Consider the following 17,753-nt stretch of genomic DNA (forward strand, 5'->3'; position numbering starts at 1 on the left):
GAGACGCTCTCAAAACAAAACCGCCGCGTAACGAACGCGGCGGTTTTTTCATTTCTAGCGGGACATCGACGCAGCCTCAGTGCCCGCGGAACAGATTCATGATGTCCTGCTTTTCCTGTTCGCCGACCTGTTCCGGAGCGGCGGCTGCCGCGCTCGCCTCCGCATCGAGCGTCGCCTGACTGACGCCGACCGTCGCGATGAAACCGTGGCCCGGCGTGAACTCGTCGAAATAAAGCTCCGAGCCGATTTCGCTGACGTCGTCGGGGCGTGGCATCTTGTACTCGGGCACCCCCTTCAGCGCGCGTCCCATGTACTCGATCCACACCGGCAGCGCCAGGCCGCCGCCGGTTTCCTTGTCGCCGAGGCTGCGCGGGTTGTCGTAGCCGATCCACGCGATCGCGGTGAGCGTGTGCTGATAGCCGGCGAACCACGCGTCACGGGAATCGTTGGTCGTGCCGGTCTTGCCGGCGAGATCGGTGCGCTTGAGCACGTTGCTCTTCGCCCCGGTGCCGTGCTGCGCGACGCTTTGCAGCAGGCTGTTCATCACGTAGGCGTTGCGCGGTTGGATCGCGAACGGCGCGCTTTGCCCGGCCACGAGCGGCTGCGCGTGCGCGACGACGACGCCGCGCTGATCGGTGACCTCCGCGATCAGATACGGATTGATCCGGTAGCCGCCGTTGGCGAACACCGAGAACGCGCCGGCCATTTGTAGCGGCGTCACGAGACCCGCGCCGAGCGCCATCGGCAGATAGGCGGGATGGCGGTCCGCGTCGAAGCCAAACCGTGTGATGTATTGCTGCGCGTACTTCGGGCCGATCTGGTTCAGGATGCGGATCGACACGAGGTTCTTCGACTTCTGCAGCGCGGTGCGCATCGTCATCGGACCGTCGAAGCCGCCGCCGTAGTTTTTCGGCTCCCACGCCTGGCCGCCGGTTTCGGCGGCGCTGAAGAAGAGCGGCGCGTCGTTGATGATCGTGGCGGGCCCGAGGCCCTTTTCGAGCGACGCCGAATAGATGAACGGCTTGAAGCTGGAGCCCGGCTGACGCCACGCCTGCGTCACGTGATTGAACTTGTTCTTGTTGAAGTCGAAGCCGCCGACCAGCGAGCGGATCGCACCGTCCTGCGGCACCAGCGAGATGAACGCGCCTTCCACCTGGGGCAATTGCGTGATCGACCAGTCGCCCTCGTCGTTCTTCACGAGCCGCACGATCGCGCCGGGCCGGATGCGCTGATTCGGCTGCGCGCGCGGGCCGAGCGCGAACTGCGCATAGCGCAGGCCGTCGCCCTGAATGGTCGCGACATTGCCGTCGATGAACGCCGCCTGGACCTGCTTCGGGCTCGCCGCCGTGACGACGGCCGCGATGATTTCGCCATTGTCGGGATGTTCGAGCAGCGCGTCGTCGATGGCCTGCTCGCGCTCGTCGGCGTCGGCCGGCAGATCGATGAACGCCTCCGGGCCGCGATAGCCGTGACGGCGCTCGTAGTCCATCAAGCCTTTGCGCACCGCGTGGTAGGCGACGTCCTGATCGGCCGAGTCGATCGTGGTCACGACGTTCAGGCCGCGCGTGTAGGCTTCCTCGCGATACTGCGCGTACATCATCTGCCGCACCATTTCCGCGACGTATTCCGCGTGTACGCTGTACTCCTTGCCCATGCCCTTCACGACGAGCCGCTGCCGGCTCGCCTCGTCGTACTGTTCCTGAGTGATGTAGTGCAATTCGTACATGCGCTGCAGGATGTACTCCTGGCGCACCTTCGCACGCTTCGGATTGACGACCGGGTTATACGCGGAGGGCGCCTTCGGCAGACCGGCGAGCATCGCCGATTCGGCGAGCGTCAGGTCCTTCAGATCCTTGCCGAAGTACACGCGCGCGGCACTCGCGAAACCGTACGCGCGCTGACCGAGATAGATCTGATTCATGTACACCTCGAGAATCTGATCCTTGCTCAGCTTCGACTCGATCTTGTACGCGAGCAGCATCTCGTAGATCTTGCGCGTGTACGTCTTCTCGCTGGACAGAAAGAAGTTGCGCGCGACCTGCATCGTGATCGTGCTCGCGCCTTGGGTCGCATGACCGTTGGTCAGCGCGACGAAGCCGGCTCGCGCGATGCCGGTGAGGTCGACGCCACCGTGCTCATAGAAGCGAGCGTCCTCGATCGCGAGGATCGCTTTCTTCAGGCTGTCGGGCACGTCCTGGATGTGCACGATGTCGCGCCGCTCCGCGCCGAATTCGCCGATCAGCACGTGATCGGCCGTATAGATTCGCAGCGGCACTTTGGGCTGATAGTCAGTCAATGCATCGAGTGACGGCAGGTTCGGCGTCGCGACGACGAGCGCATAGCCGAGCACCAGCGCCACGCAGACGATGCCCGCCACGATCAACCCGACAAAGCCAAGGATCAGCTTCAGCCATAACGGACGTTTGCGCTGTTTCGGCGCGGGCGGTGGGGACGCAGGAGACGTGGCTTGCATAGGAGTACCGGAAAAACAGTCCCGCGATTATAGCCGCCAGGGTTTTTCTGCTTTCGACAAGCTTACGAATAACGCGCAATCGGCACACGCCAGGCGGCGCGGGAATGACTTCGCCGTAGTCCCAACTGTAGTCGCTTTGATGTCGCTCGGGGCGGCTTCGCATCCGCGTTAGCCATTCGGCTGAATGTCGTTAGGACGTGCGTCTGCCGACAATGATCCCTCGTTACTCGCGTTCGAATGGTTCGTCGCGTGAGTCAGAGGGAGGGCGGTATGGCCTATACAAATTCGTGGCTTCAGGCGGTGCGGGAGGGCCGGCAGCGTTTCGCCGCCGGCATCGATGTCGGTTCGCAAAACGTGCGTCTCGTCGTGGTGAGTCAACGCGCCCGGGGCGCGCTGCATCTCGAACATATGAGCACGGTGCCGCTCGCGGCCGGCGCCATGGCGGGCGCCGAGATCGTCGATCGGCAGGCCGTCGCGCGGGCGTTGCGCGATGCGTTCGCCGGTTTGCCGCGCGTATGCGCGACGCACGCGCTGCGCTGCGCGATGGCCGTGCCTTCGTCGGCCACGCTGACGACGACAGTGCCGCTCGCGCGGCTCGCCGCTCAGAGCGACTGCGAGGCGGAGGACGGCGGCGTTGCGCTCGCCGGACTTGCGCCCGCGGTGATGGGAGAGGCGGAGCGCATCGCCGGCCTCGAGCGTCATGCGCTCGCGGTCGACTGGTACGTCGACGAGACGCCGTCGCCGGTGCGCTCGGTGAAGATCGCCGCGACCGCGCGTCAGCATCTCGAAGCGCGGATCGAATGCGCCGCGACCGCAGGGATTTCGCTGTCCGCGATCGATGGCGAACCGCACGCGGCATTGCGCGCGCTGCGCCACGCGGCCAGTCGCGAGCTCGACCCGAACGAGCCGTACGCGGCGGTGTGGGTCGGTACGGACGGCGTGTACGGCTGGAGCGTCGTCGATGGCGCGAGCGTCGGCGAGATGCGCTACCCGGCGCCCGAGCATGCCGATCTCGCCGACGCGTTGCGCGATCTCACGCACGGGCCGGAGTTCGACTGCGCGCTGATTGGCGGCGAAATCGATCTGCTCGACGGCGTCGGCTTTTCACTCGCCGATATTGGCGACGTGCTCGGCTGCTCGGCGCTGCCGTTCGAATGCGCGCTGCTCGGCAGTCACGCGCGGCCGCTCGACGACGCCTTGCTGCACGAGCCGGCTGGCGCGGTCGCGTTTGGGCTCGCGTTGCGCGGGGTGCTGGAATGAAGGCCGTTCTGTCGTTTTCGTCTGGCGTCGCCGCGAGTGCCGATCAGCGCGCCGCCGTACCGTGGCTGGGCGGCTTCAATCTGCTGCCGTATCGCCAACGCAACGCGCGACTCGCGCGGCGCCGCTGTATGCGCGACTGGGCTGTGGCCGCTTGTGTCGGTGCCGCGGGTGTGTTGCTCGTCGCCGGTTGGCAGAGCTTCGCCGCAGCGCGGCTCGATGCGCGGCGCGCGGCGGCCGGGCAGGCGCTGACTCCGCTCGCCGTGCCGCTCGCGGAGCACGCGAAGCTGTCGCGGGCCGAACAGGACGAGCGCGAAGCCGCGGCGCGCGCCGCGAGTCTCGCGAGGCCGCTCGCACATCTGCGCGACCTGCTCGACGCGCTGAGCTTCGAACCCGGCGATCGCGTCGTGTTGCGGCAGTTGCGCCAGCGCGAGTACGAGACTGAATTGCTGGCGACTTCGAGTGGCCATATCGCGTCGGCTGAGTGGCTCAAGCGGCTCGGCGCGATCCACGGCGTGCAGGGCGCGGAGATGCGCGATCTGCATCGGCCGACGGGGAAGGGCGGCGCGTCGACGGAACAGGCGATAGGCGGACCCGTGGAGTTCGATGCGCGCCTGCGCTGGGGCGATCCGCCGCACAAAGCGACGCGCGCCCTGAAGGCCGCACCAACGGGAGGTGCGCGATGAGCACGACCTTTTTCGAGGCGGGTGGTGCGGCGCATGGGTCCGCGGGTTTTTCGCGCTGGGTCAAGCGGGCGCGTATGCCGCTCGAGGCGTGGAGCCGGCGCCGTCGCTGGCTCGTCGCGGCGACGCTTGCCGCGCTCGTGTTCGGTGTCGGCGCGTACGGCTGGAACGCGGCTGATCTCGCCGGACTGGAAGCGAGCCGCGCGGCGCTCGCGCTCAGCACGCAGCGTCTCGCGGACGCGCGGCACACGCTCGCACAGCTGCCATCGCTGCGCCGTGCAGCCGCGGCGATGCCGGCCACGGCGTCGAGCGCCGTGTCGTGGAACTCCGCCGACGACGTGCGCATCGTCTCCGAGCTGGCCACGCAAAGCGGCGTCGCGCTGCTTGCGGTGGAACCGGGCGCGGCGAGCGGCGAGGGCGTCGAGCGGATGCGCGTGCTGCAGCTCACCGCGCGCACCGACTTCGTTCACCTGATGGCGTTTTTCCACGGGCTCGCGCAACTGCCGGTGCTGATCGTTCCCGTCGACGTGACCGTCAAGCAGGACGGCAAAGGGCTCGCGGTGGCCGCGACGCTGCAGGTGTACGCCGCGCTGCGACCGGTGCCCGACACCCCGGCTGCGGGCGCCGAGGCGAGCCCTGACGCCGACGAGGCTGGCGACGATGACGACGAAGGCCTCGTGTTCTTCGATCCGTTTGCGAAGTCGCAGATCTCCGCGAGCGGCGAGCTGGGTGATGCTTCTGAGTTGCGCCTTGTCGGTTTGCTGCGCGATCGTACCCGCGGGCTCGCGCTGCTCGACACGCCAGACGGCACGACGACGGTCGCGGCCGGGCAACGACTGGGCGTCGAGCGGGTCACACAGCTCGACGCGCTTGGCATTACGCTCGCGAACGGCGGCGCGACGCGCACGCTGACGCTGACGGAGGCGTCATGATGCGCACGCTCAAGCGATGGAGCGTCGCGACGCTGGGTGTCGGACGCGAGGTCCGCGTCGTCTGCGGACGGTGTTTCGGGCTCTACGTCGCCGCGACGCTGGGTGCCGGCGTCGCACAGGCAGCGACGCCACTGCTGCTGCCGCCGTTGCCGACTTACGCGGCGCTCGACGACCCGGCCGGATCGGCCAACACCGCCTACGAGACGGCGCCACTGCCGAGCGGCGGCATCGGCCAGGCGGCGAATCCGTTCGGCGACGTTTCCACGCCAGGCGCGGCCCAGGAGCCGGACACGCTCCAGCCGGCCGCGCGTTCCGCGATAGCGCCCGACGCCTCCCCGGACGACGTCGCCAACGGCCCGATGCCGCCGCCTTCGCCAGGACAACCCGCCACCCCGGCTCGCGACGACAGTGCCGGCACGCCTGGTCTCGAAGGCCCGCCGGTCCCGCTGCCGCCGCGGCCGCGCCTCGCCGACGCATCGGCGAGTGCGGACTCGGGCCTTCCCGCGGGCAACGAGCCGATCTCGCTGAACTTTCAGCGTGCGCAACTTGGCGCGGTTCTGAAAGCGTTCGCCGAGTTCACCGGCCTGAACATCGTTGCCAGCGACAAAGTGCGCGGCGCCGTGTCGATACGTCTCGACAAGGTGCCGTGGCGCACCGCGTTCGACACCTTGCTCGACGTCAACAATCTGGCGATGGAGCGCCACGGCAACGTAATCTGGGTCGCGCCTGCCGCCGAGCTCGCCGCGCGCGAACGTCAGCGCTTCGAAGCCCACGCGCGCGCCGCGGACCTCGAGCCGCTCGCGAGCCGCACCTTCGAGCTGCACTACGCGCATGCCGAGGACGTGCGTCGCCTGCTGACCGGTTCCGGCACCCAGCGCGTGCTGTCCAAACGTGGCGCCGTCACCGCTGATCCGCGCACCAACCTGCTGTTCGTCACCGATCTCGCGGGGCGGCTTGAGCAGATCGCGGCGCTGATCGCTTCCGTCGACCGGCCGACTCGCCAGGTGCTGATCGAGGCTCAGATCGTCGAAGGCGACCAGGGTTTTTCGCGCAATCTCGGGGTGCGGCTGTCGCTCGCCGGCACCAGCGCGGACGGTACGTCGAGAGGGCTGACGGGTGGGACGGACGGCTCCGTGTACGATCTGTCGGCCCGACCGATCTCCGGATTCGATGCCGCGACCGCCGGCCTCACGCTGTTCGCGGCTCACGCGACCCGGCTGCTGAATATCGAACTCTCGGCGCTCGAGTCCGAAGGGCATGGGAAAATCGTGTCGAGCCCACGGGTCGTCACCGCGGACCGGATGAAGGCGATCGTCGAGCAGGGCACCGAGCTGCCGTATCAGGCGAAGGTCGGCCAGGGCGTATCGGGCGTGCAGTTTCGCCGGGCGACGCTCAAACTGGAGGTCGAGCCGCAGATCATGCCGGATGGCCGCGTGGTGCTCGATCTCGACGTCGCGAAGGACAGCGTCGGCGAGCAGACCGACGCCGGGCCCGCGATCAACACCAAGCACGTGCAAACGCGCGTCGAGGTCGAGGATGGTGGTACGGTGTCGATCGGCGGAATTTACGAGACCGACGACCGTGACGACGTCGAGCGGGTGCCCCTCCTCGGCAAAATACCGGTTCTGGGCGCATTGTTCCGCCATCGGACTCATCGCGACACGCGTAGCGAACTGGCGGTTTTCATCACGCCGCGCGTGGTGCGGGAAAATTAGGGCATATAGGGCACGCATGCACCGCCGTCCGCCGGCGGCGCGCAGGCTCGACAAGGCAGCCGCTTTGCCAGTAAGCTGCGGCACGAACTACACCGGATTAGCCAGAGGACACCGTTGCAAGCGCGGGACGCACACGCCAATGTTTTTTTCGTAGGGCTCATGGGGGCAGGAAAAACCACTGTGGGTCGGGCGGTTGCGCGCCGTCTCGAGCGCCCGTTCTTCGATTCCGACCATGAAATCGAGGCGCGCACGGGCGCGCGCATTCCCGTGATCTTCGAGCTCGAGGGCGAAGCGGGCTTTCGCGATCGCGAAGCGAGCGTGATCTCCGAGCTGACCGGGCGCGACAATATCGTGCTCGCGACCGGCGGCGGTGCAGTCCTGCGGCCGGAAAACCGCGAAGCGTTGAAAAGCCGTGGCCTCGTGATCTATCTGCGCGCCAATCCGCATGACCTGTGGCTGCGCACGCGGCGCGACAAGAATCGCCCGCTGCTGCAAACGGAAGACCCCAAGGCGCGCCTCGAAGCGCTCTATGAAGTGCGCGACCCGCTGTACCGCGAATGCGCGCACTTCGTGATCGAAACCGGCCGGCCCTCGGTCAACGGACTCGTCAACATGGTTCTGATGCAGCTCGAGATGGCCGGCGTCGCCAAACATCCTGCGTCATAATGGACCGTATGATTACCGTCAACGTCGAACTGGGCGAGCGCGCCTACCCCATCCATATCGGTGCCGGCCTGATCGGCCAGACCGCGCTGTTCGCGCCGCATATCGCCGGCAACTCGGTCACGATCGTCACCAATAGCACCGTCGATCCGCTCTACGGCGACAAGCTGCGCGCAGCGCTTGCGCCGCTGAACAAGCAGGTGTCCACGGTGGTTTTGCCGGACGGCGAAGCACACAAGAATCTGCAGACGCTGAACCTGATCTTCGACGCGCTGCTCGGCTCGCGCGCCGACCGCAAGACCACGCTGATCGCGCTCGGTGGCGGTGTGATCGGCGACATGACCGGGTTTGCCGCCGCCTGCTACATGCGCGGCGTGCCTTTCATCCAGGTGCCGACCACGTTGCTGTCGCAGGTGGATTCGTCGGTCGGCGGCAAGACCGGCATCAATCATCCGCTGGGCAAGAATATGATCGGCGCGTTCTACCAGCCTCGGGCGGTGATCGCTGACATCGGCGCATTGCGTACGTTGCCCGAACGCGAACTCGCGGCGGGCATCGCCGAGGTCATCAAGACCGGCGCAATCGCCGACGCCGGATTCTTCAGCTGGATCGAGGCCAATATCGAGGCTTTGAACCGCTGCGAACCGGAGGCGTTGACCGAGGCAGTCAAACGCTCGTGCGAGATCAAGGCGTCGGTGGTGGCGCAGGACGAGCGCGAAAGTGGTCTGCGCGCGATCCTCAACTTCGGTCACACGTTCGGCCACGCGATCGAAGCCGGACTCGGCTATGGCGAGTGGCTGCACGGCGAGGCGGTCGGCTGCGGAATGGTGATGGCGGCGGATCTGTCGGTGAGGCTCGGCCATCTCGATGAAGCGTCGCGCAAGCGGCTCGTCGACGTCGTGCTTGCCGCGCATCTGCCCACGCGTGCTCCCGCGCTCGGCGCGGATCGTTACATCGAGCTGATGCAGATCGACAAGAAGGCGGAAGCCGGCGCGATCAAGTTCATTCTGCTGAAGCGTTTCGGTGAGACACTGATCACCCGCGCGCCCGACGCCGACGTGCATGCGACGCTGGCCGCCGCCGTCTAGATTCAACACGGCCCTGCAGCCACGCTTCACGCACCCGCGTCACGAGGCGCCGCCCATGTTTCGGAGGACCCGGTGACTGACAGGCGCAGCGACGATATCCAGCATGACACGACGAGCGCGCGCGCAGGCGCCGGGAACGGCGTCATCGCGGCCACGGTCAGCACCGCGGATGCCGCTGCCGCGGTTGCCACACCCGCCGTCCCCGCGCCGACCCAGCAGGCGCTCGAAGCGCATCTCGCGCCGTACGCGGCGCATTCGAGCCAGTCGCGTGGGCGTCGCTATGCGGAAACCGCGCCGAGCGCGCGTACCGAGTTTCAGCGCGACCGCGACCGCATCGTCCACTCGACCGCATTCCGGCGGCTCGAATACAAGACTCAGGTATTCGTCAACCACGAGGGCGACCTGTTTCGCACGCGCCTCACCCATAGCCTCGAAGTTGCGCAGATCGCGCGCTCGGTTGCGCGCAATCTGCGCGTCAATGAAGATCTCGTCGAAGCGATTTCGCTGGCGCACGATCTCGGCCATACGCCGTTCGGCCATGCCGGCCAGGATGCGTTGAACGAATGCATGCGCGAGCATGGCGGCTTCGAGCACAACCTGCAGAGCCTCACCGTCGTCGACGAACTTGAAGAGCACTACGGAGCGTTCAATGGGTTGAACCTGTGCTTCGAGACGCGCGAGGGCATTCTCAAGCACTGCTCGCGCGACAACGCGCGCCGGCTCGGGACATTGGGCGAGCGCTTTCTCGAAGGGCGGCAACCGTCGCTCGAAGCGCAGATCGCCAACCTCGCCGACGAAATCGCGTACAACAATCACGACGTCGACGACGGGCTGCGCTCCGGTCTGCTGTCGCTCGAGCAGCTCGCCGAAGTGGAACTCTGGCAGACGCACTGCGAGGCGGCGCGCGGCGACTATCCGCAGATCGAGGGGCGTCGGCTGATTCACGAGACGGTGCGGCGCGTGATCAATACGCTGATCGTCGATCTGATCGAAACGACGCGGGCCAATCTCGCGCGCTACGCGCCGGCGTCACTCGACGACGTGCGCGCGGCGCCCCCGCTCGTCGCGCACAGTGATGCGATCGCCGCGCAGGCCGCGGCGCTCAAGCGCTTCCTGTTCAGAAACATGTACCGTCACTATCGCGTGATGCGCATGGCCAACAAGGCACGCCGCGTCGTGGTCGGCCTGTTCGACGCGTTCACCGACGACCCGCGGCTGCTGCCGCCGGACTATCAGTCGGCCGATGCGACGCGTCAGCCGCGTTTGATCGCGCATTACATCGCGGGGATGACCGATCGTTACGCGCTGAAGGAGTATCGGCGGCTGTTCGTGATCGACGATAACTAGCCGCTGGCGGCTGGACGCGGCAAGGGGCGTAACGTTCAGCGTTGCCGCATCGGAGCGGCCGTCGCGCCCCCTTGCCAGCACCGTCAAACCGCGCAAGCCAGCTTCATCGCGAACGGGACGCGAACAGCGCCCCCGCCACCAGCGCAAGCCCGCCGACGATCGCAATCGTCTGCCACGGATTTTCACGCACGTAGTGATCGGCGTCCGAGATCGCCACGCCCGCACGATCGCGCATCGCGTCGCGCGTGTCGTTCAGCCGCTCGCGCGCGGCGTCCAACTGTTTGCGCAGCCTGCCGCGCAAGGCCACGGCGTCGGCCTGCGTGCCGTCGGCCAAGGTCGATTCGAGTTCCGACAGCAGGGTGCGCAACTCGACCGCGATATCTTCGGCCGCGTGGCGGCTGTGGCGAGCGATGCGCCGCGCGCGGCGACTCGCGCTGGTCCAGGATTCGCCGAGGGCGTCTCGCGTATTTGGAAGTGCTGTCATGGTCGCTCCGTCGATGAGTTGAAAGGCCCCGCGCATCGTCGCGCGGACACGCAATGCGCAGACGCAGTATCACGTCGTCGCATAGGAAACGCCATCTAAACGCAACTTCGATGCCAAGCGCTGCATTGCCGGCACCGCTGCACGCGTGCGGCTCGCGACAGGATGGGGCGTGCCCGTATCGTCGCCGGATTTTGCACATGGACGCGCCGAATTCGCGTCAAATTTACAAACGCTGATGCCGGATGACGCTGCCATCCCGATGCAACAGAGACGCCAAATGCAAACGCCGTGATCGGTTCGATGACGGCGTTCCCCAGGTCGCGAAAATTCGACTACCCTAATTCAAGCTACCCGCTCTAGCGAAGCGTTAGAAACGGTAACCGACGTTGACGTAAGTGACGATCGGGTTCAGCTTGATCTTGGTTTGCGATTGCACGGTCAGCGTGCCGACCGGCGTGGCCGATGCCGAAGTGAGCTTTGCGGTCGTGCTGAGCGGCAGGTACGAGATCGACACGCCGGCGAACCAATGCTGATTGAAGGCGTACGTGAAGCCCGCATTAAACACAGGTTCCCACGAACTATCCGTCGACACACTGGTCGGACCATGCAGAACGTTGGCTTCGAATGCGCTGTTGGAAATGTGTTCGTCGGTGAACCAGATGCGGCTCACACCGAGACCGAGATACGGGCGGAACGAAGCAGTCGGCGCGTTGAAGTAGTACTTGAACAGCAGCGTCGGGCTCCACTGTTTGGCCTGCCCGAGCTTGCCGAACTGCGCGAAGCTGCCCGTGCCGAACAGATCGAAAGTAGGGGGGACGCCAATGACGAATTCGGTTGCGATATGGTCGGTGACGAAGTAGCCGGCGGTGAAACCGATGGTATCGGCCGAACTCAGCGAGGCGCCGGTGTTGGCTTCGGTGATGTTGGTTGGGCTACCGCCAATGCTGGTCACGGTCAGTGGGTCGCTGCTCGATTGGGGCGCAAGATGGAACCAGCCCGTCGAGAAGTAAATGGTGCCGGCCGATTGTGCGTGCGCTGCCGTGCTCATGCCGGCTAGCACTGCCATCCCCGTTACGGCCTGTTTTAATTTCATATGTGCTCCTCCAAAAAAGGCCCGCTCATTATGACTACAACGTTTGAAACAAACCATACGCGGCGGTTAGAGTTTTCTCCCTAAGCACCACGTGGTTTCTGGCTTGGCCGCATGACGCCGAACCTTGCGCCCATGCGGCTCTTCGGACCTTCGGGTATATACCAACGCGACTATTGGACACTCCAGCATGGCACGGCTTGCACGTCTTTATGTCCCCGACCAGCCGCAGCACGTCATCCTCCGCGGGCTCGACCAGCAGCCCGCCTTCGTCGACGACCAGGACTACGAGCTTTTCATCGACTGTCTGAAGGCGGCCTCCCGGGACCATCACCTTTCGATCCACGCTTACGCCTTGATGCCGGGCGCCGTGCAACTGCTCGTCACGCCCACCGAGGAGTCGAGCCTGCCCAAGGCGATGCAGGCCGTCGGGCGGCGCTATGTCGCGCACTTCAACCGGCGTTATGCGCGTCGCGGCACCTTGTGGGAAGGCCGTTACCGGGCCACCGTGATCGAGGGTGAGCGCTACTTCCTGCTTGCGAGCCGGGTCGTGGAAATGTGTCCGGTGCGCTTGCAGCTGGTCAACGCGGCCGAGGATTATCGCTGGTCGAGCTACCGTCATCACATCGGCCTCACCCTCGACAGTCTGATCACGGATCACCCCCTTTACTGGTCGCTCGGCAATACGCCGTTCGAGCGACAGCGTGCTTATCGCGAACTGTGCGAGCAGCCGCTCGACGAGCGCGAGGCAAGCCAGCTCCAGCAAGCCACGTTGAAGGGCTGGGTGCTCGGCAGCGACACGTACCGCGAATGGGCGGCGCGCGCCGCCAACCGACGTGTGTCACCCCTACCGCGTGGCCGGCCACGCAAGGTGCGCGAGACGCCGCATACGCAGTGAGGCGGCGGCAGGGCGATACCCCGGCGGCGCCGATAGAGCCGCTTTAAATCCGATTAAAGTGTTTTGCATCAAGGGACTGCATGAAGACGGCACGTCGGATGCCGTTTTCTTTTGCCTCAAGTTGATGTGGCACCAATAAAAAATAACCGCACTGCACCAATTTGATAATCGGGGGCTGATCATTAGGTTTTATTTGCTATTTCCTTGATTCGTCGCGTATATTCCGATTTCCGACGCTTTTCGTCCTGCGCAGTCTTGCTGCGAGAAGAGCGCCGTCGTGGTCGCGAAGCGCACTGCGGCAAAAGCACAATGGTTTAACGGCCTGTCCGGCCTCCTCACAGACGGTGTCCCCATGAACGATCACCAGCAACCGATTCACCCGGTTCCCGCCGCCCAAGGTCTGTACGACCCGCAAAACGAGCATGATGCCTGCGGCGTCGGCTTCGTCGCCCATATCAAGGGCCACAAGAGTCACGAAATCATCCAGCAGGGCCTGAAGATTCTCGAGAACCTCGATCACCGGGGCGCCGTCGGCGCCGATCCGCTGATGGGCGACGGCGCGGGCATCCTGATCCAGATTCCGGACGGCTTCTATCGCGAAGAGATGGCCCGGCAGGGCGTGACGCTGCCGCCGGCTGGCGAATACGGCGTCGGCATGATTTTCCTGCCGAAGGAGCACGCGTCGCGCATCGCCTGCGAACAGGAGCTCGAGCGCACGGTGAAGGCCGAAGGTCAGGTCGTGCTCGGCTGGCGCGACGTGCCGGTCGACCACACCATGCCGATCTCGCCGACCGTGAAGGCGAGCGAGCCGCTGATCCGCCAGATCTTTATCGGCCGCGGCAAGGACATCATGGTGACCGACGCGCTCGAGCGGAAGCTGTACATCATCCGCAAGACCGCGAGCCATCGCATCCAGGCGCTGAAGCTCAAGCACGGCAAGGAATACTTCGTGCCGTCGATGTCGGCGCGCACGGTCGTCTACAAGGGTCTGCTGCTGGCGGGCCAGGTCGGCGTGTACTACCGCGACCTGCAGGACGACCGCACCATCTCGGCGCTCGCACTCGTGCACCAGCGCTTCTCGACCAACACGTTCCCGGCGTGGGAACTGGCTCACCCGTACCGCATGATCGCCCACAACGGCGAAATCAACACGGTGAAGGGCAACGTCAACTGGCTGAACGCGCGTACCGGCGCGATCGCCTCGCACGTACTCGGCGACGATCTGCCGAAGCTGTGGCCGCTGATCTATCCGGGCCAATCGGATACGGCATCGTTCGACAACTGTCTCGAACTGCTGGTGATGGCCGGCTATCCGCTCGTCCACGCGATGATGATGATGATTCCGGAAGCCTGGGAACAGCACACGCTGATGGACGAAAATCGCCGCGCGTTCTACGAATACCACGCCGCCATGATGGAGCCGTGGGACGGCCCCGCCGCCATCGCGTTCACCGACGGCCGCCAGATCGGCGCGACGCTCGACCGTAACGGTCTGCGCCCGGCGCGCTACATCGTCACCGACGACGACCTCGTCATCATGGCGTCGGAAGCCGGCACGTTGCCTATTTCCGAGTCGAAAATCGTCAAGAAGTGGCGTCTGCAGCCGGGCAAGATGTTCCTGATCGACATGGAGCACGGCCGCATCATCGACGACAAGGAACTGAAGGACAACCTCGCGAACGCCAAGCCGTACAAGAGCTGGATCGACGCCGTGCGCATCAAGCTCGACGAGATCGAGGCGAAGGCCGAAGACGTCGTGACGGAACGCCGCGAAGCTGCTGCGCTGCTGGATCGCCAGCAGGCGTTCGGCTACACCCAGGAAGACCTGAAGTTCCTGATGGCGCCGATGGCGCAAGCGGGCGAGGAAGCCGTCGGCTCGATGGGCAACGACTCGCCGCTCGCGGTCATGTCCAACAAGAACAAGACGCTCTATCACTACTTCAAGCAGCTGTTCGCGCAGGTCACGAACCCGCCGATCGACCCGATCCGTGAAAACATGGTGATGTCGCTCGTGTCGTTCATCGGCCCGAAGCCGAACCTGCTCGACACGAACAATATCAACCCGCCGATGCGTCTCGAAGTGTCGCAGCCGGTGCTCGACTTCAAGGACATCGCGAAGATCCGCGCGATCGATCAGTACACGGGCGGCAAGTTCAGCTCGTACGAACTGAACATCTGCTATCCGGTCGCCTGGGGCAAGGAAGGCATCGAGGCACGCCTTGCGTCGCTGTGCGCGGAAGCCGTCGATGCGGTCAAGTCCGGCTACAACATGCTGATCGTGTCGGACCGCAAGACCGACCGCGACAACGTCGCGATTCCGGCGCTGCTCGCTACGGCCGCGATCCACACGCACCTCGTGCAGCAGGGTCTGCGCACGAGCACGGGTCTCGTCGTCGAAACCGGTTCGGCGCGTGAAACGCACCACTTCGCGCTGCTCGCGGGCTATGGCGCGGAAGCCGTGCACCCGTACCTCGCGATGGAAACGCTGAGCCAGCTCGCGGCCGGCCTGAAGGGCGACCTGTCGGCGGAGAAGGCGGTCTACAACTTCACGAAGGCAGTCGGCAAGGGTCTGCAGAAGGTCATGTCGAAGATGGGTATTTCGACCTACATGTCGTACACCGGCGCGCAGATTTTCGAGGCGGTCGGTCTTGCCGCGGATCTGGTGTCGAAGTACTTCCACGGCACGTCGTCGAAAGTCGGCGGCATTGGTCTGTTCGACGTCGCGGAAGAAGCGATCCGACTGCATCGCGAAGCATTCGGCGACAACCCGGTCCTCGCGAACATGCTCGACGCGGGCGGCGAGTACGCATACCGCGTGCGCGGCGAAGAACACATGTGGACGCCGGATGCGATCGCCAAGCTGCAGCACTCGGCGCGCAGCAACTCGTACCAGACGTACAAGGAATACGCGCATCTGATCAACGATCAGACCAAGCGCCACATGACCTTCCGCGGCCTGTTCGAGTTCAAGTTCGATCCGACCAAGGCGATCCCGCTCGACGAAGTCGAACCGGCGAAGGAAATCGTCAAGCGTTTCGCGACCGGCGCAATGTCGATGGGCTCGATCAGCACCGAAGCGCACGCCACGCTCGCCGTCGCGATGAACCGCATCGGCGGCAAGTCGAACACCGGTGAAGGCGGTGAAGACGCGAACCGTTACCGCAACGAACTGCGCGGCATTCCGATCAAGAACGGCGACACGATGAAGTCCGTGATCGGCGACGAAGTGGTCGTCGACATTCCGTTGAAGGAAGGCGATTCGCTGCGCTCGCGCATCAAGCAGGTCGCGTCGGGCCGCTTCGGCGTGACGGCGGAGTACCTCGCGTCGGCCGACCAGATCCAGATCAAGATGGCGCAGGGCGCGAAGCCGGGCGAAGGCGGTCAGCTGCCGGGTCACAAGGTGTCGGACTACATCGGCAAGCTGCGGTACTCGGTGCCGGGCGTCGGCCTGATTTCGCCGCCGCCGCACCACGACATCTACTCGATCGAAGATCTGGCGCAGCTGATTCACGATCTGAAGAACGTGAACGCGTCGTCGAGCATCTCGGTGAAGCTCGTGTCGGAGTCGGGCGTCGGTACGGTTGCCGCGGGTGTCGCGAAGGCGAAGGCCGACCACGTCGTGATCGCCGGTCATGACGGCGGCACGGGGGCATCGCCGCTGTCGTCGATCAAGCATGCGGGCACGCCGTGGGAACTGGGTCTCGCCGAAACGCAGCAGACGCTGGTGCTGAACCGGCTGCGCGGCCGTATCCGCGTGCAGGCCGACGGTCAGATGAAGACCGGCCGCGACGTCGTGATCGGCGCGCTGCTCGGCGCTGACGAGTTCGGCTTCGCGACGGCGCCGCTCGTCGTCGAAGGCTGCATCATGATGCGCAAGTGCCATCTGAACACGTGCCCGGTCGGCGTCGCGACGCAAGATCCGGTGCTGCGCGCGAAGTTCCAGGGCCAGCCGGAACACGTCGTGAACTTCTTCTTCTTCATTGCGGAAGAGGCGCGCGAAATCATGGCGCAACTCGGTATCCGCAAGTTCGACGACCTGATCGGTCGCGCGGAACTGCTCGACACGAAGAAGGGTATCGAGCACTGGAAGGCGAAAGGCCTCGACTTCTCGCGTGTGTTCTACCAGCCGCAAGTGCCTGCGGAAGTCGCGCGCAAGCACGTCGACGTGCAGGATCACGGCCTCGACCGCGCGCTCGACCACACGCTGATCGAGAAGGCGAAGGCCGCGATCGAGAAAGGCGAGCACGTGTCGTTCATCCAGCCGGTGCGCAACGTGAACCGCACGGTCGGCGCGATGCTGTCGGGCACGATCGCGAAGAAGTACGGCCACGAAGGACTCGCGGACGACGCGATCCACATCCAGTTGAAGGGCACCGCGGGTCAGAGCTTCGGCGCGTTCCTCGCGAAGGGCATCACGCTGGATCTGGTCGGCGACGGCAACGACTACGTGGGCAAGGGCCTGTCGGGCGGCCGCATCATCATCCGTCCGACCAACGATTTCCGCGGCAAGTCGGAAGAGAACATCATCTGCGGCAACACGGTGATGTACGGCGCGATCGAAGGCGAAGCCTTCTTCCGCGGCGTGGCCGGCGAGCGATTCTGCGTGCGTAACTCGGGCGCGACGGCGGTCGTCGAAGGCACGGGCGACCACGGTTGCGAATACATGACGGGCGGCACGGTCGTCGTGCTCGGCGAGACGGGCCGTAACTTCGCGGCCGGTATGTCGGGCGGCATCGCGTACGTGTTCGATCCGGACGGCATGTTCGCGAGCAAGTGCAACAAGTCGATGGTCGCGCTCGAGCCGGTGCTGCAACAGGCCGAACAGGAGCGCACGGTCGATCAAGGCGTGTGGCATCGCGGCACGACCGACGAAGCGCTGCTCAAGGGGCTCATCGAGCGTCACTTCCAGTTCACGGGCTCTCCGCGCGCGAAGGCGCTGCTCGAAAACTGGGACGCGGCACGCCGTCAGTTCGTGAAGGTGTTCCCGACCGAATACAAGCGCGCGCTCGGCGAACTCGCCGCGAAGAAGGCGAACAGCGAAGTGCTCGCCGCCTGAGCTGCCTTCACGGAAGTCAACTTTAGACGTACCCGCCGCGTTCCGACCAATCGACGCGCGGCGGGTC

The 17,753-nt window shown here is 65.2% G+C and carries 12 protein-coding genes; 9 read left to right on the forward strand and 3 right to left on the reverse strand.

Features of this window, described 5'->3' with window-relative positions:
- Positions 1–76: 76 nt before the first annotated feature.
- Positions 77–2,473 carry a penicillin-binding protein 1A gene (locus OKW30_RS20040; protein WP_429347426.1) on the reverse strand — a complete coding sequence of 799 codons (2,397 nt, stop codon included), beginning with the start codon at positions 2,471–2,473 and terminating at the stop codon, positions 77–79.
- 270 nt (positions 2,474–2,743) lie between these two features.
- Between OKW30_RS20040 and pilM the strand changes: the two genes are divergently transcribed.
- From pilM to OKW30_RS20075, 7 genes are all read left to right on the forward strand, one after another.
- Positions 2,744–3,733 (forward strand): pilus assembly protein PilM, encoded by a 990-nt coding sequence (gene pilM, locus OKW30_RS20045; RefSeq protein ID WP_429347427.1) that lies wholly within the window; start codon positions 2,744–2,746, stop codon positions 3,731–3,733.
- On the forward strand, positions 3,730–4,416 hold the full coding sequence (locus OKW30_RS20050) for a fimbrial assembly protein (RefSeq protein ID WP_429347428.1): 687 nt from the start codon (positions 3,730–3,732) through the stop codon (positions 4,414–4,416). Before pilM ends, OKW30_RS20050 begins: the two co-directional genes overlap by 4 nt.
- Positions 4,413–5,345: a hypothetical protein gene (locus tag OKW30_RS20055; RefSeq protein WP_429347429.1), complete on the forward strand. Its 933-nt coding sequence runs from the start codon at positions 4,413–4,415 to the stop codon at positions 5,343–5,345. Before OKW30_RS20050 ends, OKW30_RS20055 begins: the two co-directional genes overlap by 4 nt.
- Complete coding sequence (gene pilQ, locus OKW30_RS20060) at positions 5,342–7,060, forward strand: type IV pilus secretin PilQ (RefSeq protein ID WP_429347430.1); 1,719 nt, start codon at positions 5,342–5,344, stop codon at positions 7,058–7,060. The genes OKW30_RS20055 and pilQ overlap by 4 nt, the downstream gene beginning before the upstream one ends.
- Before the next feature lie 114 nt (positions 7,061–7,174).
- Positions 7,175–7,726: a shikimate kinase gene (locus OKW30_RS20065; protein WP_090802131.1), complete on the forward strand. Its 552-nt coding sequence runs from the start codon at positions 7,175–7,177 to the stop codon at positions 7,724–7,726.
- Positions 7,727–7,734: 8 nt separating this feature from the next.
- A complete protein-coding gene (gene aroB / locus OKW30_RS20070; protein ID WP_429347431.1) occupies positions 7,735–8,811 on the forward strand; it encodes a 3-dehydroquinate synthase in 1,077 nt (358 codons plus the stop codon).
- A 144-nt stretch (positions 8,812–8,955) separates the two neighbouring features.
- A complete protein-coding gene (locus OKW30_RS20075; RefSeq protein ID WP_311540332.1) occupies positions 8,956–10,158 on the forward strand; it encodes a deoxyguanosinetriphosphate triphosphohydrolase in 1,203 nt (400 codons plus the stop codon).
- A 103-nt stretch (positions 10,159–10,261) separates the two neighbouring features.
- Here the strand turns inward: OKW30_RS20075 and OKW30_RS20080 are convergent, their stop codons facing one another.
- Complete coding sequence (locus OKW30_RS20080) at positions 10,262–10,642, reverse strand: DUF883 family protein (protein ID WP_184070650.1); 381 nt, start codon at positions 10,640–10,642, stop codon at positions 10,262–10,264.
- Positions 10,643–11,009: 367 nt separating this feature from the next.
- On the reverse strand, positions 11,010–11,735 hold the full coding sequence (locus OKW30_RS20085; RefSeq protein WP_187628813.1) for an OmpW/AlkL family protein: 726 nt from the start codon (positions 11,733–11,735) through the stop codon (positions 11,010–11,012).
- A gap of 187 nt (positions 11,736–11,922) precedes the next feature.
- Here OKW30_RS20085 and OKW30_RS20090 point away from each other — a divergent pair, with 187 nt between their 5' ends.
- Positions 11,923–12,630 carry a transposase gene (locus tag OKW30_RS20090; RefSeq protein ID WP_013090727.1) on the forward strand — a complete coding sequence of 236 codons (708 nt, stop codon included), beginning with the start codon at positions 11,923–11,925 and terminating at the stop codon, positions 12,628–12,630.
- A 352-nt stretch (positions 12,631–12,982) separates the two neighbouring features.
- Positions 12,983–17,686, forward strand: coding sequence for a glutamate synthase-related protein (locus tag OKW30_RS20095; protein ID WP_429347432.1), 4,704 nt, complete (start codon positions 12,983–12,985; stop codon positions 17,684–17,686).
- Positions 17,687–17,753 lie beyond the last annotated feature (67 nt).

The organism is Paraburkholderia sp. Clong3, from assembly GCF_050436485.1.
GTDB lineage: Bacteria > Pseudomonadota > Gammaproteobacteria > Burkholderiales > Burkholderiaceae > Paraburkholderia > Paraburkholderia tuberum.

What these genes read in the sequence shown, in the direction of transcription:
- OKW30_RS20040 (WP_429347426.1), bottom strand. Translation starts at nt 2,473, where the DNA reads ATGCAAGCCACGTCTCCTGCGTCCCCACCGCCCGCGCCGAAACAGCGC.
- pilM (WP_429347427.1), top strand. Translation starts at nt 2,744, where the DNA reads ATGGCCTATACAAATTCGTGGCTTCAGGCGGTGCGGGAGGGCCGGCAG.
- OKW30_RS20050 (WP_429347428.1), top strand. Translation starts at nt 3,730, where the DNA reads ATGAAGGCCGTTCTGTCGTTTTCGTCTGGCGTCGCCGCGAGTGCCGAT.
- OKW30_RS20055 (WP_429347429.1), top strand. Translation starts at nt 4,413, where the DNA reads ATGAGCACGACCTTTTTCGAGGCGGGTGGTGCGGCGCATGGGTCCGCG.
- pilQ (WP_429347430.1), top strand. Translation starts at nt 5,342, where the DNA reads ATGATGCGCACGCTCAAGCGATGGAGCGTCGCGACGCTGGGTGTCGGA.
- aroB (WP_429347431.1), top strand. Translation starts at nt 7,735, where the DNA reads ATGATTACCGTCAACGTCGAACTGGGCGAGCGCGCCTACCCCATCCAT.
- OKW30_RS20080 (WP_184070650.1), bottom strand. Translation starts at nt 10,642, where the DNA reads ATGACAGCACTTCCAAATACGCGAGACGCCCTCGGCGAATCCTGGACC.
- OKW30_RS20085 (WP_187628813.1), bottom strand. Translation starts at nt 11,735, where the DNA reads ATGAAATTAAAACAGGCCGTAACGGGGATGGCAGTGCTAGCCGGCATG.
- OKW30_RS20090 (WP_013090727.1), top strand. Translation starts at nt 11,923, where the DNA reads ATGGCACGGCTTGCACGTCTTTATGTCCCCGACCAGCCGCAGCACGTC.
- OKW30_RS20095 (WP_429347432.1), top strand. Translation starts at nt 12,983, where the DNA reads ATGAACGATCACCAGCAACCGATTCACCCGGTTCCCGCCGCCCAAGGT.